Raw genomic sequence first — 14,508 nt, 5'->3', positions numbered from 1 at the left:
CGATTCCTGCTATCCTTGTCGAAAAATGACCACAGGAGAGAAACATGTATCCCGTTGACCTGCATATGCATACCGTCGCCAGTACTCATGCCTATAGTACCCTGAGCGATTACATCGCCCAGGCGAAGCGCCAGGGACTGAAACTGTTCGCAATTACCGATCACGGCCCGGACATGGCGGATGCTCCACACCACTGGCATTTCATTAATATGCGTATCTGGCCACGCGTTGTGGATGGGGTAGGGATCCTGAGAGGCATTGAAGCAAACATCAAAAACATCGAAGGTGAAATTGACTGTACCGGCCCGATGCTCACCTCACTGGATCTGATCATTGCAGGCTTCCATGAACCGGTTTTCGCTCCTCACGATGAAGCCACCAATACGCAGGCGATGATCGCCACCATGGCGAGCGGTGTCGTGCATATCATCAGCCACCCTGGGAATCCGAAATATCCTGTTGATATCACAGCGATTGCCCAGGCTGCAGCGAAATACAACGTTGCACTGGAAATTAACAACTCTTCCTTCCTTCACTCACGCAAAGGCAGTGAAGCAAACTGTCGCGCGGTGGCGGCGGCAGTGCGTGATGCTGGCGGTTGGGTGGCATTGGGCTCGGATTCTCATACCGCTTTTACGATGGGCGACTTCAGCGAATGTCTGAAAATTATCGAAGAGGTGAATTTCCCGGAAGATCGTATTTTGAACGTGACCCCGAAACGATTACTCAATTTCCTGGAATCACGCGGAATGGCGCCGATTCCTGAATTTGCTGAACTTTAACCACCACGAGCTGGAATATTTTGATGAACGAGTTTTCTATCCTGTGCCGCGTACTGGGATCGTTGTATTACCGTCAACCGCAGGATCCTTTACTGGTTCCGCTTTTTACCCTGATTCGCGAAGGTAAACTTCCGGCGAGCTGGCCGCTTGAGCAGGATGAGCTGTTAGCGCGTCTGCAGAAAAGCTGCGACATGTCGCAGCTGGCGGCAGATTACAATGCGTTGTTTGTCGGCGCGGAGTGCGCGGTGCCACCGTATCGCAGCGCGTGGGTGGATGGGGCGACAGAATCAGAGGTGCGGTCCTTCCTTTCAGCGCGCGGAATGCCACTTGCCGAAACGCCTGCTGATCATATTGGTACATTGCTACTGGCTGCTTCCTGGCTGGAAGATCAGTCTGCGGAAGATGAAAGCGAGGCGCTGGAAACCCTGTTCGCGGACTACATTCTTCCGTGGTGCGACACCTTCCTTGGAAAAGTGGAAGCGCACGCCACCACTCCTTTCTGGCGGACGATGGCGCCGTTAACACGCGATGCGATTGGCGCGATGTGGGACGAGCTGGAAGAAGAAACTGACGCATAAATGTGATGTAAATCACTTTGTGATGCAACATAAATTAGTCATTGCATAAATTGTGTGCGCGATCTCATTCATGTTGTTGTTTTCTGCTATCATGCGCGACATGAACATACTTCTTTCCATTGCAATCACAACGGGCATTCTCTCTGGTATCTGGGGATGGGTGGCTGTGTCTCTTGGCTTACTGAGCTGGGCAGGGTTTTTAGGCTGTACGGCCTATTTTGCCTGTCCGCAGGGTGGGTTAAAGGGGTTGGTCATTTCGGCCTCCACGCTGTTGAGTGGCGTGGTATGGGCGTTGGTCATTATGTACGGTAGCGCGTTGACGCCGCATCTGGAACTGGTGGGTTATGTGATCACCGGCATTGTGGCCTTCCTGATGTGTATTCAGGCAAAGCAAGTCTTACTGTCATTTGTGCCGGGCACGTTTATTGGTGCCTGTGCCACATTTGCCGGCCAGGGCGACTGGAAGCTGGTCCTGCCTTCACTGGCGGTCGGTTTGCTCTTTGGCTATGCCATGAAAAACAGTGGCCTGTGGCTGGCGGCCCGGCGAGAAAGACAAAGTACGCGAACCGTTGCGGAAAATAAAAAAGCGTGAGGAAACCCTCACGCTTTTTTTGCTCATTGCCATCAGGATTCTGGCGGCACCGACATATGGCGGTATTTCACCAGAATGTCGTTCTGGCGATCGGCTTTATTCTGCAAATCCCACAGTCCGCGATCGATACCATCGTTGATGAGGAAGATGACGCCTGTCTCAATGGCGGACATCAGGCATAACATCACCGGTTCATTGGAGGTGTAGCCAATTTCACCTTCCAGCAGTCTCTGGTAATCGATAAAGCGGAACACCCCTGCCTGCACTTCATAAGACAGAATGGTTTTACTGGTGTTGACCGAGGAGAGGATCTCACCGGTGCTGACGTTGACTACGCGCAGGTTTACTGCGATCTGGTCAAGCTGATACTGCGTATCGGCGCCAATACCGAAGTAACGTGCGCCAACGCCACCGGATTTCACGTTACTTTCGTAACCGATAATCGACCCTTCAACCATGATGTTTGCCGCTGTCAATGACTGTAGTGGGATCCGGTTATTGATGGCGACAGTCCCGTTCTCCTGGGCGGCGCGAATGATCTTACGTTCATTCAGCAGGTTTTGTAGTCCCTGGCGCTCCAACGGTACAAACCAGCGCGAATCTTTCAGCGCCGTGACCAGCATCGCGGTGGCGCTTTGCGGGACGGCAGTCGAGAAGTTACTGGCCGGGTAGGGTTTAAACTGCCCGGTTTCATCCTGAATGTTATACACCGAGACAAAAATTTTGCCCGTTGGCGCCGGTAAATGCGTTAAATCCTTATAACTTTGCGCACGGGGCATTAATGTCGGTTTAGCGGCTTCTTTTGGCGGGGCGGTTAAGCATCCGCTCAGTAAAATGACGGCGACGAGTACAAGTAAGCGCTGCATGATAATTGTCCTTATGTTGCGGTGCTTAGAAACCGGTTGAATCTGTCTGTAAACCCGACACTTCGATGGTCGATGTTTTTCCCGTTTTCCTGTCCGTGACATTTAGCTGCAACTGACCATCCCGGTTGGCAATATCGACAATGAAATCATTGGTCACCATCCTGCCGGGTTTCCCCGTGTTAATATTGGTCAACAGGCCACCTAATATTTGTGACTGAATGGCCTGAGTGAAGTTATCCAACGCGGAGGGAGTTTCAATTCCGTAATCGTCGTCATAACTTGGATCTTTATAAGAGTTCTGCGCCTGAGCGCTATTCAGTAAAAAAGAACCGTTATTGGGGTTTCCACCAAAGTTGGGATTACGGAACTGGAAGGTCATATTTCCGGCCCAACTTAATGGCGAAATAAGCATGAGTACAACTACTGCATGTTTGACACGCATTACAGCCTCCGGACAAAAATCAGTCTTTAGAATTCGTCATGCGTTAAATCGCCGGTGCTCAATAGCGTTTGATCTATTTGCCGACGGTTTAAAGCGTCCTCGGTTTGCGCCAGTGCGAAGACAACTGTTTTTTCGAAGTCTCTTTTCGTTGGAAATAAAAAAGTCTGGAAAATAACGTCCTGATTAACCGTTATGGTGATCCAACTTCCCCAACGTGCACTCGGTCGCTCATTGATGGTTAAATTACCTGGATAATCACTTTCCCATTTGTCGCTAAAAGCACGATAAAAATCGTGACCGATAGACGAAACCGTGTGGTCAGTTAAGAGTCCAGGAACTTCTACTTCTACAGCCTGCGTCGCGCTGGCAGCGAGCAGAAACTGTGCCGCTGCAAGCCAGGTCAAATAGCGTTTCATGGCTTTATCGCCTGAGGTTATCATTTGCCCACGAAACCGCCTGGGTACGATTTTTGACAGCTATCTTTTTGAAAAGATTATAAAGATGCGTCTTGACCGTATTTTCACTGATAAACAGTGAGCGGGCGATCTCGATATTCGAGGCACCGATACGCAGCTTATTGAGGATCTCTTTTTCACGATGAGTCAGGAGGGCCGACTCTGTGCTGTTGTAACGGTAATTACCTGAGTGAGTGATCAGATAACTGGCCAGTTTCTGTGAGAAGTAGCATTCTCCTCGCAGGATCCCCTGCAAACCGTTTACGACATGCTCTTCGTCATCTGCGACGTAAAAAACGCCATTGATATGAGGCCAGTTTTCAATATCCCGGTAGGGATAATCATCAGGCGTGTTCAATAATAGCGTTTTTAAATTATTGTTTTTCCGACTTAAGTTATCTTGCCAGTAATGGATAAGCTTTTTATCCGCTTCCATCATGTCGACTAAAACAATGCAACCGGCGGAGATATCATCCAGAGAACGCTGAATATTATGCAGTTTTCCGGTGAGGGCCAGAGATTGTTTTAAATGCTGCAATAATGCCGTGGCTTGCAGGGATGGTTTGGTGATCAACAATAATGTATGACCATGAATACTATGGACTTCATTAAACATGATGAAACCCCACTTTTTTAGTCGCACATCTGACTGCTGCCTTTAAAAATGAGGCACCAGAAGTACTGACAGATGTTGCACTGCTGTGTGTAGTAAATAAGAATCAGCCCGAACGGGTCAAAATATTAATACAAATGAACTACAACTGATTTCAATCTAGTCATTACAAATCTTAAAGCAAGTGTTAAACATGTAACAAGATGTAAAAATATATATTAATTTATTATCTTAAGGCATTTTTTAAGTTTAGATTTGATAGTAAAGTTGTACATCTAACCGTTATTGCATAGATTTAAAAAATCATACAAATTATATTAATTAGATGAATTATAAGGATAAAGTGAAAACAACTCAGGTGCTTGATAGTCCAAAAAATTGCTGAGTTATGACATCTGTTGGGATGGCTCATTTTTATGACGAAAAAAATGATGCTTGTCACGACTTGCTCTTCTCTCTCTACTCCAGTTGTACAACATGGCCTGGAAAGTCCACTTTACAGCCTGCTGACTGACGGTGCGCAAATGCATCACCAGTAAATGCGGAGAAAATAAAATAAGCGTAAATAACAGGGTATTTCTGCCCTGATTAGTACTTTGGTGTGAGCGAAAATATAAAAATACCACTGCCGGGTGAGTTATTTAAAATGTTTCCACAGACATACTCTTCATCGTAACGCAGCGTTAACAAATTACGTTTGGCGTTAACAACGAAATTGATGAGAACGTTATTTTCTCAATGTACGACCAGGTCCAGGGTGACAACATGAAAAACAAATTGTTATTTATGATGTTTACAGTACTGGGTGCGCCTGGAATTGCTTCCGCAACAAGTTATGACTTAGCACATTCGGAATATAACTTTGCGGTAAATGAATTAAGTAAGTCTTCATTTAATCAGGCAGCCATTATTGGTCAAGTGGGCACGAATAATAGTGCAAAGATACGCCAGGAAGGCTCTAAACTTTTGTCGGTGGTTTCACAAGAAGGTGGAAGTAACCGGGCCAAAGTTGACCAATCAGGAGCTTATAACTTTGCGTATATTGCGCAGTCGGGTAATTCCAATGATGCCAGTATATCACAAAGTAATTACGGTAATACTGCGATGATTATCCAGAAAGGTTCTGGAAATAAAGCAAATATTACTCAGTATGGTACGCAAAAAACAGCAGTTGTAGTGCAGAGACAGTCGCAAATGGCAATTCGCGTTATTCAACGCTAATCCATTGACGACGCTTAAATCAATCCGATGGGGGTTTACCATGAAACTTTTACAAGTGGCAGCATTTGCAGCAATCGTGGTTTCTGGCAGTGCTCTGGCTGGTTCTGTTCCACAATGGGGCGGCGGCGGCGGTGGCGGTGGTGGCGGAAGCAGCTCCGGCCCGGAATCGACGCTGAGTATCTATCAGTTCGGGACCAATAACGCCGCACTGGCGCTGCAAAGCGACGCTCGTAAATCAGACACTACAATCACTCAGCACGGCTATGGTAACGGCGCCGATGTTGGCCAGGGTTCAGATAACAGCACCATTGATCTGACTCAGAAAGGCTTCAAAAACAACGCCACCATCGATCAGTGGAACGGCAAAAATTCGGATATTACTGTGAGTCAATACGGCGGACGTAACGCCGCCCTGGTTAACCAGACGGCTTCTGATTCCAGTGTTCTGGTTAAACAAGTGGGTTTTGGCAACAACGCCACTGCTAATCAGTACTAATTCAGTTTATGTGCTGACGATAAACAGGGCGAAAGCCCTGTTTTTTTTCGGGAGGAGATCATGAACACCTTATTACTCCTTGCGGCGCTCTCTAATCAGATAACGTTTGCAACAACCCAGCAAGGTGATATTTACACGATTACGCCGCAGGTCACCCTGACACAACCCTGTGTGTGCCAGGTACAGATTTTAGCCCTTCGTGAAGGCGTGGCGGGACAAAGTCAGTCACGACAGAAAAAGACCCTTTCTCTGCCTGCTAATCAGGCCATTGATTTGACCAGACTCAGTTTAAATATCTCTGCACAAGACACCGTCAAAATCGTGGTTACGGTTTCTGATGGCCAGTCGCTGCATTTATCACAACAGTGGCCACCCTCTGCGAAACCGTCATAGCAGGCTGACAATTTATGCGCTGATGCTGGCAGACGCGAGGCGGCTGAACTATGAATAGAGTGACGCGGAATGCGTGACTCCCGGGCCTTGTCGCCATCAGGGAAAACATCACCCCCTCAAGGATGAATACTCATTGAGGAAAGTATCATGCCGTTACCTGTCACGCGTAAAACAAGCCTTCCGCTGCTCGCTTTTCTTGCCCTGCATTCTTTCACCGCAATGGCGGATGCGGGAGGACAGGGTGGGGTTATTCATTTTTCCGGTCAAATCGTGGAACCTCCCTGCGAGGTGAGTCGGGTGCAGCAGCGCCTTGCAATGTCGTGCTATAAAGAAGGGCGTACGCAGACACGCTATTATTCGCCACAAGAGATGCTTAAAGCACCACAGCACTTTACACAGATCGCCGCGGTCAACCTGCGCTACCTCAATGAACAGAAAACATTGGCAGTGATGAGTATCGATTACCGCTGAGTGGGCTGGTCAGACAAACTCACGAAAAAAACGATTTCAGGGTATCCCCTGCTGTACACTTACAAAATAGAGTGTCGCAAGGAGGTTCTATGGAATCGCGTATTCATGTTATCCAGGGGGATATCACCACTGTTGCGGTTGATGTCATCGTCAATGCCGCCAACTCCTCACTGATGGGGGGCGGCGGTGTTGATGGGGCAATCCATCGCGCTGCGGGGCCCGCATTACTGGAAGCCTGCATGAAGGTCAGGCAGCAGCAGGGCGAGTGCCCAACGGGGCATGCGGTGATTACCCTTGCCGGCAACCTTCCCGCCAAAGCGGTCATTCATACCGTCGGTCCTGTCTGGCGTGGCGGTGAGCATAATGAAGCGCAACTGCTACAGGATGCGTACGTTAATAGCCTGAATCTCGCGCTGGCCAATGGCTATACATCCATCGCATTTCCGGCTATCAGCACTGGGGTCTATGGATATCCACGAGCAGCAGCCGCTGAAATTGCGCTAAAAACCGTTTCGGAATTTATTACCCGCCGCGCTTTGCCTGAGCAGATATACTTTGTCTGTTATGACGACGAAACAGCACGACTCTACCAGCGTTTACTTACCCAACAAGGCGATGAATGAGCTGACCCGGCTTGCCCGCGCCACGCGTCCTCTGTGCGATAATCACCCCGGCGAGTGCGGTATCCTTGCGCTTGATAATAGTCTGGACGCCTTTGCCGCCCGCTACCGGCTGGCGGAAATGGCGGAGCGCACGCTGGATGTTCAGTACTACATTTGGGAAGACGATATGTCCGGGCGACTGCTGTTCTCCGTCCTGCTGGCGGCGGCAAAACGTGGCGTCCATGTGCGTTTGTTGCTTGATGACAATAATACGCCAGGGCTGGATGACACCCTGCAACTGCTTGATGCCCATCCCAACATTGACGTTCGCCTGTTTAATCCGTTCTCTTTTCGCATGTTACGGATGCTGGGGTATCTGACCGATTTTGCCAGGCTCAATCGACGGATGCATAACAAAAGCTATACCGTAGACGGTGTTGTCACCCTGGTGGGTGGGCGAAACATTGGCGATGCCTATTTCGGTGCGGGTGAGGAGCCGCTGTTTTCCGATCTGGACGTGATGGCTATCGGACCTGTCGTCAGGGAGGTCGCAGAGGATTTCGAACGCTACTGGCATTGTGCGTCGGTCTCGACGTTGAAATCGGTACTGGCGCTTTCTGAGCAAGAGATCAGCGATCGCATTGAGTTACCCGAGGCGTGGTATAACGACCCCATCACCCGTCGATACCAGCATAAGCTGGAGACCAGCCCGTTTATGACCCATCTCGATCGCGGAACGCTGCCCCTTATCTGGGCGAAGACCCGGCTATTAAGTGATGATCCCTTGAAAGGTGAGGGGAAAGCGCAGCGCCACTCTTTACTGCCACAACGACTGTTTGATGTGATGGGATCGCCGACGGAGCGGATTGACATTATCTCTGCTTATTTTGTCCCGACTCGCGCAGGCGTCGCGCAGTTGCTAAAACTGGTACGTAAAGGGGTCAAAATTGCGATCCTCACCAACTCATTAGCCGCCAACGATGTCGCGGTGGTGCATGCTGGTTACGCGCGCTGGCGTAAAAAACTACTACGTTACGGTGTCGAACTTTATGAACTGAAACCGACACGTGAACGTCAGGTGGTACTGCACGACAGGGGGCTTACGGGGAATTCCGGCTCCAGTTTGCATGCTAAAACGTTCAGTATTGACGGGCGTAAGGTGTTTATTGGTTCATTGAATTTTGATCCCCGTTCCACGCTGCTGAACACGGAAATGGGCTTCGTGATTGAAAGCGAAACGCTGGCGACGCTTATCCATAAGCGGTTCATCGAGAGTCAACACGATGCGGCCTGGCAATTACGTCTCGACCGCTGGGGACGAATCAACTGGGTGGATCGGCTACAGGATGAAGAGCTGGTGTTAAAAAAAGAACCCGCCACAGGATTCTGGAAGCGGGTTCTGGTGCGACTGGCGACGCTATTGCCTGTCGAGTGGCTGCTCTAACGTGGCTGCAGGCATTAGCCGGTCACTTTTTTGTTTTGTTCCTGTCTGACCGGCGGTTTACCGGAGAACAGAAATTTGAGCAGCGGAATGCGCAAATGAATTTCGTACAATACCAGCGCGATGCCAACGACAAAGATCAGTCCACAGATAAAACCCAACAAATTCGACGTAATATGCGGCGTAATATATGCGCCGAAAAACAGTGTTAACGGATGGTGTACCAGATAGATAAACAGCGACGCATTAACAAAGTAGGTGACGCGGGTTGACTGGAAATTGAGTAAACGGTGGCCGAGTGAAAACACCACATTAACCATCCATAATCCGAGCACCATGGTGATGACATATTCCGTTTCGTACATCCAGGCATCGCCGCTGCCGTAGCGTTGATTCAGTAAATAGGCGATGAAGGCGAAAGCTACCGCCAGCGTACATCCCCGGGAAGGGGTGGTGAAAAGTGCCTTTAGTTCAGGTGAGATGAAGGCCAACGCGCCCAGCATAAAGAAAGGCACATAAAAGAGCGTTTGCATCACCACAAAATTAAACAAGCCGTCGCTGAGAATCGGAGGGTAAACAATGAACAGCGTCCGCCGTACCACTGCATAACCGATGCCCAGTAAGAAAAAGATTAGCGTCAGTTTGCCCATCGACACGGCGGCCAGCCGTTTTTTATCCGCTTTTTCCAGGTTTTTCCGCATCCGGCTAAATACCCACAGACTAACCGTTGTTAATACCACCAGAACCAGTAAAAACCAGAGATGAGAAATTAATTCCCATGCCAGCGTATTGTATTTTTCATACAGTGAGAGCGAATGCCAGTTGTCGGCTTTTCCCTTGACGTATTGCAGCATAATAAATTGCGGCAACGTCAGCAGCGGAATAGCAGTAAGCATTGGAATGCCTACGCGCTCAACGCGTACTTTCCACCAGCGTTTCAGCGGATAACGCAAAAATAACATGTACGAAAAATAACCGGAAATAACGAAAAAGACCTGCATCCGGAATGAATGGATAAAATCATTAAACAGGGTCAGCCACCATGAGGGCTCGGCGCTGTTCACATGCCAGGTATGGCCGGAATAGATCAATGAGATATGGAAGGGAATACCCAACAACATCAGCCAGGCGCGGATGGAGTCAAGAAAATATTCACGCTGTGCGGGTACGGGATTCATAGAGGTTTTCGTATTCTCAGATTCTCAGACTAATCGTCTTATCCCTAAGGCGATTAATAGTTACAGTCGGTGGCAACCCTACACCAAGTACAACGACCTGTCTCCAGGATAAGCACGCAAAGTGAAAAAGCGCCCGGCGAGGTGTCTAAGCCATGAGTTAGCGTGCTGAACAATGCAGGGATTCAGTTGTCCTAATGCCTGATTATCCATTAAAATAGATCGGATCGATATAAGCACACAAAGGGGGAAGTGCTTACTAATTATGAAACATAAACCACAAATGATGAAAATGCGTTGGTTGGGTGCGGCAGTCATGTTAACGCTGTACACGTCGTCGGCCTGGGCCTTCTCCATCGATGATGTAGCAAAGCAAGCTCAATCCTTAGCCGGTAAAGGCTATGAGGCGCCAAAAAGTAACTTGCCCTCCGTTTTCCGCGACATGAAATACGCGGACTATCAGCAGATCCAGTTTAATCGCGATAAAGCATACTGGAGCAATCTTAAGACCCCATTCAAGCTCGAATTCTACCACCAGGGTATGTACTTCGACACGCCGGTTAAAATCAATGAAGTCACGGCAACCACGGTTAAAAGAATCAAATACAGCCCGGACTACTTCAACTTCGGCAACGTTCAGCATGATAAAGACACGGTAAAAGATCTCGGCTTTGCGGGTTTCAAAGTGTTGTACCCGATCAACAGCAAAGACAAAAATGATGAAATTGTCAGTATGCTTGGCGCGAGCTATTTCCGCGTTCTGGGCGCCGGTCAGGTGTATGGCCTTTCTGCGCGTGGCCTGGCGATTGATACCGCGCTGCCGTCAGGTGAAGAATTTCCCCGCTTCCGTGAGTTCTGGATTGAACGTCCAAAACCGACTGACAAACGTCTGACAATTTATGCCTTGCTGGACTCTCCGCGTGCGACCGGGGCCTATCGCTTTGTGATAATCCCAGGGCGTGACACCGTCGTCGACGTGCAGTCGAAAGTCTATCTGCGTGATAAGGTCGGTAAACTGGGCGTGGCGCCGTTAACCAGTATGTTCCTGTATGGGCCGAACCAGCCCTCACCAGCGACCAATTACCGTCCGGAACTGCATGACTCCAACGGTTTGTCGATTCATGCCGGCAACGGTGAATGGATCTGGCGTCCGCTGAATAACCCCAAACATCTCGCAGTGAGCAGCTTTGCGATGGAAAACCCGCAAGGGTTTGGCCTGCTGCAGCGCGGCCGTCAGTTCTCTCGCTTTGAAGATCTCGACGACCGTTATGATCTGCGCCCAAGCGCCTGGATCACGCCGAAGGGCGAGTGGGGCAAGGGTAAGATAGAACTGGTTGAAATCCCGACCAATGACGAAACCAACGATAACATCGTTGCTTACTGGACTCCGGATCAACTGCCTGAACCTGGCAAAGAGATGAACTTTAAATACACCCTCACGTTCAGTCGCGATGAAGACAAACTTCATGCGCCGGATAACGCCTGGGTGCAGCAGACGCGTCGTTCAACCGGCGATGTTAAACAGTCGAATCTCATTCGCCAGCCTGACGGCACGATCGCCTTCGTGGTGGACTTCACCGGCACGGACATGAAAAAACTGCCGCAGGATACCCCGGTCACTGCGCAAACCAGCATTGGCGACAACGGCGAGATCGTCGAAACAACGGTACGTTACAACCCGATCATCAAAGGTTGGCGTATGACGATGCGCGTGAAAGTGAAAGATGCGAAGAAAACCACTGAAATGCGTGCGGCACTGGTCAATGCCGATCAGCCGTTGAGTGAAACCTGGAGCTACCAGTTACCTGCCAATGAATAAGACAACTGAGTACATTGACGCCATGCCGCTCTCGGCGATCGAGAAAGCGGCATTGCCGACAACTGACATCCGCGCGGTGCATGAAGCGCTGGATGACGAGCATCGCCGTTACTCGCGAGAAGACGATTCACCGCAGGGTTCTGTCAAAGCGCGTCTCAAACAAGCCTGGCCAGATTCGCTGAGCGAAGGGCAGTTAATCAAAGATGACGAAGGGCGCGACCAGCTTCAGGCAATGCCAAAAGCCCAACGTTCTTCGATGTTTCCCGATCCCTGGCGGACCAACCCGGTTGGCCGTTTCTGGGATCGTCTGCGTGGGCGTGACGTCACGCCGCGCTATCTGGCTCGTCTGACTAAAGAAGAACAGGAAAGTGAGCAGAAGTGGCGTACCGTTGGCACCCTCCGTCGCTATACGCTGCTGTTATTGACGCTGGCACAGACCGTGGTTGCAACCTGGTACATGAAGACGATTCTGCCCTATCAGGGCTGGGCGCTGATCAATCCGGCGGATATGGTCGGGCAGGACCTGTGGGTCTCCTTCATGCAACTGCTGCCGTATATGCTGCAAACCGGTATTTTGATCCTCTTTGCGGTGCTGTTCTGCTGGGTTTCGGCCGGGTTCTGGACTGCGTTGATGGGCTTCCTGCAACTGCTGATTGGTCGCGATAAATACAGTATCTCGGCGTCAACGGTCGGTGACGAACCGCTGAATCCGCAGCACCGTACCGCGCTGATTATGCCTATCTGTAACGAAGACGTTGATCGCGTATTTGCGGGTCTGCGCGCCACATGGGAATCGGTAAAAGCGACCGGCAACGGCGAGCATTTCGATGTTTATATTCTAAGCGATAGCTACAACCCCGATATCTGCGTTGCAGAACAAAAGGCGTGGATGGAGCTGATTGCCGAAGTGCAGGGCGAAGGACAGATTTTCTATCGCCGCCGCCGCCGCCGTGTGAAGCGTAAAAGTGGTAACATCGATGACTTCTGCCGTCGCTGGGGCAGCCAGTACAGCTACATGGTGGTACTGGACGCAGATTCCGTGATGACCGGTGAGTGCCTGAGCGGACTGGTGCGTTTGATGGAAGCGAACCCCAATGCCGGGATCATTCAGTCATCGCCGAAAGCGTCGGGCATGGATACGCTGTATGCCCGTTGTCAGCAATTTGCAACGCGCGTATACGGACCGCTGTTCACCGCCGGTTTGCACTTCTGGCAGTTGGGTGAGTCCCACTATTGGGGTCATAACGCCATTATTCGTGTGAAACCATTCATCGAGCACTGTGCGCTGGCACCGCTGCCGGGTGAAGGTTCTTTTGCCGGTTCTATCCTGTCGCACGATTTCGTGGAAGCGGCGTTGATGCGTCGAGCCGGGTGGGGCGTGTGGATTGCTTACGATCTGCCGGGTTCCTATGAAGAACTGCCGCCGAACCTGCTGGACGAACTAAAGCGTGACCGTCGCTGGTGTCATGGCAACCTGATGAACTTCCGTCTGTTCCTTGTAAAAGGGATGCACCCGGTTCACCGTGCCGTGTTCCTGACCGGGGTGATGTCCTATCTCTCCGCGCCATTGTGGTTTATGTTCCTCGCGTTATCGACCGCGCTACAGGTAGTACACGCGCTCACCGAGCCGCAATACTTCCTGCAACCGCGTCAGTTGTTCCCGGTCTGGCCGCAGTGGCGTCCGGAACTGGCAATAGCTCTGTTTGCTTCGACGATGGTGCTACTGTTCCTGCCGAAGCTGCTGAGTATTCTGCTCATCTGGTGTAAAGGCACCAAAGAGTACGGGGGTTTTCTCCGCGTGACGCTGTCGCTGCTGCTGGAGGTGTTGTTCTCCGTGCTGCTGGCGCCGGTGCGCATGTTGTTCCACACCGTCTTCGTCGTGAGCGCTTTTCTCGGCTGGGAAGTGGTGTGGAATTCGCCACAGCGTGATGATGACTCTACGCCGTGGGGCGAAGCGTTTATGCGCCATGGTTCGCAGCTGTTGCTGGGTCTGGTGTGGGCTGTCGGTATGGCGTGGCTGGATCTACGTTTCCTGTTCTGGCTGGCACCGATTGTCTTCTCGCTGATCCTGTCACCGTTTGTCTCGGTGATCTCCAGCCGTTCAACGGTCGGTTTGCGCACTAAACGCTGGAAACTGTTCCTGATCCCGGAAGAGTATTCACCGCCGCAGGTGCTGGTGGATACCGACAAGTATCTGGTGATGAACCGTAACCGCTCGCTTAACGACGGCTTTATGCATGCAGTGTTTAACCCATCGTTTAACGCGCTGGCTACCGCGATGGCGACGGCACGTCACCGTGCAAGCCATGTGCTGGAGATTGCCCGCGATCGTCACGTTGAGCAGGCGCTGAACGAAACCCCGGAAAAACTGAATCGCGACCGCCGTCTGGTACTGCTGAGCGATCCGGTGACGATGGCGCGTTTGCACTATCGTGTCTGGAATTCGCCAGAGAAGTATTCATCGTGGGTGAGCTACTATCAGGGGATTACCCTGAACCCACAGACGCTGAAGACGCCGTAAGCGCCATCCGGCGTAATCATCTGAAAAATACCGGCCTGCGC

Annotated in this window: 16 protein-coding genes; 11 read left to right on the top strand and 5 right to left on the bottom strand. The window is 50.6% G+C overall.

Translation table 11 applies throughout. The annotated features are described in order from the left end of the window. The first annotated feature begins 44 nt into the window (after nt 1-44). The 3 genes from KE671_RS06115 to KE671_RS06105 all read left to right on the top strand — a co-directional run bounded on the left by KE671_RS06115 (nt 45) and on the right by KE671_RS06105 (nt 1,952). Entirely contained in the window at nt 45-782 is a 738-nt protein-coding gene (locus tag KE671_RS06115) for a phosphatase (protein ID WP_206162175.1), read from the top strand. A gap of 23 nt (nt 783-805) precedes the next feature. After that, entirely contained in the window at nt 806-1,360 is a 555-nt protein-coding gene (locus KE671_RS06110) for a TorD/DmsD family molecular chaperone (protein ID WP_206162174.1), read from the top strand. Nucleotides 1,361-1,460: 100 nt separating this feature from the next. After that, nucleotides 1,461-1,952, top strand: a complete 492-nt coding sequence (locus KE671_RS06105) for a DUF1097 domain-containing protein (RefSeq protein WP_206162173.1) — start codon at nt 1,461-1,463, stop codon at nt 1,950-1,952. A gap of 32 nt (nt 1,953-1,984) precedes the next feature. On the opposite strand, the gene csgG is transcribed toward KE671_RS06105, so the two are convergent. Genes csgG through csgD form a run of 4 tightly spaced genes read right to left on the bottom strand, consistent with a single transcriptional unit; the run spans nt 1,985 to nt 4,331 of the window. Continuing rightward, nucleotides 1,985-2,818 carry a curli production assembly/transport protein CsgG gene (csgG, locus tag KE671_RS06100; RefSeq protein ID WP_206162172.1) on the bottom strand — a complete coding sequence of 278 codons (834 nt, stop codon included), beginning with the start codon at nt 2,816-2,818 and terminating at the stop codon, nt 1,985-1,987. Nucleotides 2,819-2,843: 25 nt separating this feature from the next. Further along, nucleotides 2,844-3,260, bottom strand: a complete 417-nt coding sequence (gene csgF, locus KE671_RS06095; protein ID WP_206162171.1) for a curli production assembly/transport protein CsgF — start codon at nt 3,258-3,260, stop codon at nt 2,844-2,846. 26 nt (nt 3,261-3,286) lie between these two features. Next, the gene (gene csgE / locus KE671_RS06090) at nt 3,287-3,676 is read right to left on the bottom strand and encodes a curli production assembly/transport protein CsgE (RefSeq protein ID WP_206162170.1); all 390 of its coding nucleotides are present in this window, start codon (nt 3,674-3,676) and stop codon (nt 3,287-3,289) included. Nucleotides 3,677-3,680: 4 nt separating this feature from the next. Continuing rightward, nucleotides 3,681-4,331 carry a biofilm master transcriptional regulator CsgD gene (csgD, locus tag KE671_RS06085; RefSeq protein ID WP_206162169.1) on the bottom strand — a complete coding sequence of 217 codons (651 nt, stop codon included), beginning with the start codon at nt 4,329-4,331 and terminating at the stop codon, nt 3,681-3,683. Between the two features lie 762 nt (nt 4,332-5,093). Between csgD and csgB the strand changes: the two genes are divergently transcribed. From csgB to KE671_RS06055, 6 genes are all read left to right on the top strand, one after another. Continuing rightward, nucleotides 5,094-5,549, top strand: a complete 456-nt coding sequence (gene csgB / locus KE671_RS06080) for a curli minor subunit CsgB (RefSeq protein WP_206162168.1) — start codon at nt 5,094-5,096, stop codon at nt 5,547-5,549. A 40-nt stretch (nt 5,550-5,589) separates the two neighbouring features. Further along, a complete protein-coding gene (csgA, locus tag KE671_RS06075; RefSeq protein WP_206162167.1) occupies nt 5,590-6,045 on the top strand; it encodes a curli major subunit CsgA in 456 nt (151 codons plus the stop codon). 60 nt (nt 6,046-6,105) lie between these two features. After that, nucleotides 6,106-6,438 (top strand): curli assembly chaperone CsgC, encoded by a 333-nt coding sequence (csgC, locus tag KE671_RS06070; protein ID WP_206162166.1) that lies wholly within the window; start codon nt 6,106-6,108, stop codon nt 6,436-6,438. 147 nt (nt 6,439-6,585) lie between these two features. Then, nucleotides 6,586-6,909 (top strand): type 1 fimbrial protein, encoded by a 324-nt coding sequence (locus tag KE671_RS06065; RefSeq protein WP_206162165.1) that lies wholly within the window; start codon nt 6,586-6,588, stop codon nt 6,907-6,909. An 89-nt stretch (nt 6,910-6,998) separates the two neighbouring features. Further along, a complete protein-coding gene (gene ymdB, locus KE671_RS06060) occupies nt 6,999-7,532 on the top strand; it encodes an O-acetyl-ADP-ribose deacetylase (RefSeq protein ID WP_206162164.1) in 534 nt (177 codons plus the stop codon). After that, nucleotides 7,474-8,955, top strand: coding sequence for a phospholipase D family protein (locus KE671_RS06055; protein ID WP_206162163.1), 1,482 nt, complete (start codon nt 7,474-7,476; stop codon nt 8,953-8,955). Before ymdB ends, KE671_RS06055 begins: the two co-directional genes overlap by 59 nt. Nucleotides 8,956-8,969: 14 nt before the next feature. Here KE671_RS06055 and mdoC read toward each other — a convergent pair whose 3' ends face one another. Next, nucleotides 8,970-10,130 (bottom strand): glucans biosynthesis protein MdoC, encoded by a 1,161-nt coding sequence (mdoC, locus tag KE671_RS06050; protein ID WP_206162162.1) that lies wholly within the window; start codon nt 10,128-10,130, stop codon nt 8,970-8,972. Between the two features lie 280 nt (nt 10,131-10,410). On the opposite strand from mdoC, the gene mdoG reads away from it, so the two are divergent. Both mdoG and mdoH read left to right on the top strand, forming a co-directional pair. After that, nucleotides 10,411-11,946 (top strand): glucan biosynthesis protein G, encoded by a 1,536-nt coding sequence (mdoG, locus tag KE671_RS06045; RefSeq protein WP_206162161.1) that lies wholly within the window; start codon nt 10,411-10,413, stop codon nt 11,944-11,946. Next, a complete protein-coding gene (mdoH, locus tag KE671_RS06040) occupies nt 11,939-14,467 on the top strand; it encodes a glucans biosynthesis glucosyltransferase MdoH (RefSeq protein WP_206162160.1) in 2,529 nt (842 codons plus the stop codon). The genes mdoG and mdoH overlap by 8 nt, the downstream gene beginning before the upstream one ends. Nucleotides 14,468-14,508 lie beyond the last annotated feature (41 nt).

It is taken from the genome of Citrobacter amalonaticus (genome assembly GCF_018252635.1).
Classification (GTDB): Bacteria; Pseudomonadota; Gammaproteobacteria; order Enterobacterales; family Enterobacteriaceae; genus Citrobacter_A; species Citrobacter_A amalonaticus_E.
Note: the sequence above shows the minus strand (reverse complement) of the source record. Positions and strands in the feature narration are given on the sequence as shown.

What these genes read in the sequence shown, in the direction of transcription:
- KE671_RS06115 (WP_206162175.1), top strand. Translation starts at nt 45, where the DNA reads ATGTATCCCGTTGACCTGCATATGCATACCGTCGCCAGTACTCATGCC.
- KE671_RS06110 (WP_206162174.1), top strand. Translation starts at nt 806, where the DNA reads ATGAACGAGTTTTCTATCCTGTGCCGCGTACTGGGATCGTTGTATTAC.
- KE671_RS06105 (WP_206162173.1), top strand. Translation starts at nt 1,461, where the DNA reads ATGAACATACTTCTTTCCATTGCAATCACAACGGGCATTCTCTCTGGT.
- csgG (WP_206162172.1), bottom strand. Translation starts at nt 2,818, where the DNA reads ATGCAGCGCTTACTTGTACTCGTCGCCGTCATTTTACTGAGCGGATGC.
- csgF (WP_206162171.1), bottom strand. Translation starts at nt 3,260, where the DNA reads ATGCGTGTCAAACATGCAGTAGTTGTACTCATGCTTATTTCGCCATTA.
- csgE (WP_206162170.1), bottom strand. Translation starts at nt 3,676, where the DNA reads ATGAAACGCTATTTGACCTGGCTTGCAGCGGCACAGTTTCTGCTCGCT.
- csgD (WP_206162169.1), bottom strand. Translation starts at nt 4,331, where the DNA reads ATGTTTAATGAAGTCCATAGTATTCATGGTCATACATTATTGTTGATC.
- csgB (WP_206162168.1), top strand. Translation starts at nt 5,094, where the DNA reads ATGAAAAACAAATTGTTATTTATGATGTTTACAGTACTGGGTGCGCCT.
- csgA (WP_206162167.1), top strand. Translation starts at nt 5,590, where the DNA reads ATGAAACTTTTACAAGTGGCAGCATTTGCAGCAATCGTGGTTTCTGGC.
- csgC (WP_206162166.1), top strand. Translation starts at nt 6,106, where the DNA reads ATGAACACCTTATTACTCCTTGCGGCGCTCTCTAATCAGATAACGTTT.
- KE671_RS06065 (WP_206162165.1), top strand. Translation starts at nt 6,586, where the DNA reads ATGCCGTTACCTGTCACGCGTAAAACAAGCCTTCCGCTGCTCGCTTTT.
- ymdB (WP_206162164.1), top strand. Translation starts at nt 6,999, where the DNA reads ATGGAATCGCGTATTCATGTTATCCAGGGGGATATCACCACTGTTGCG.
- KE671_RS06055 (WP_206162163.1), top strand. Translation starts at nt 7,474, where the DNA reads ATGACGACGAAACAGCACGACTCTACCAGCGTTTACTTACCCAACAAG.
- mdoC (WP_206162162.1), bottom strand. Translation starts at nt 10,130, where the DNA reads ATGAATCCCGTACCCGCACAGCGTGAATATTTTCTTGACTCCATCCGC.
- mdoG (WP_206162161.1), top strand. Translation starts at nt 10,411, where the DNA reads ATGATGAAAATGCGTTGGTTGGGTGCGGCAGTCATGTTAACGCTGTAC.
- mdoH (WP_206162160.1), top strand. Translation starts at nt 11,939, where the DNA reads ATGAATAAGACAACTGAGTACATTGACGCCATGCCGCTCTCGGCGATC.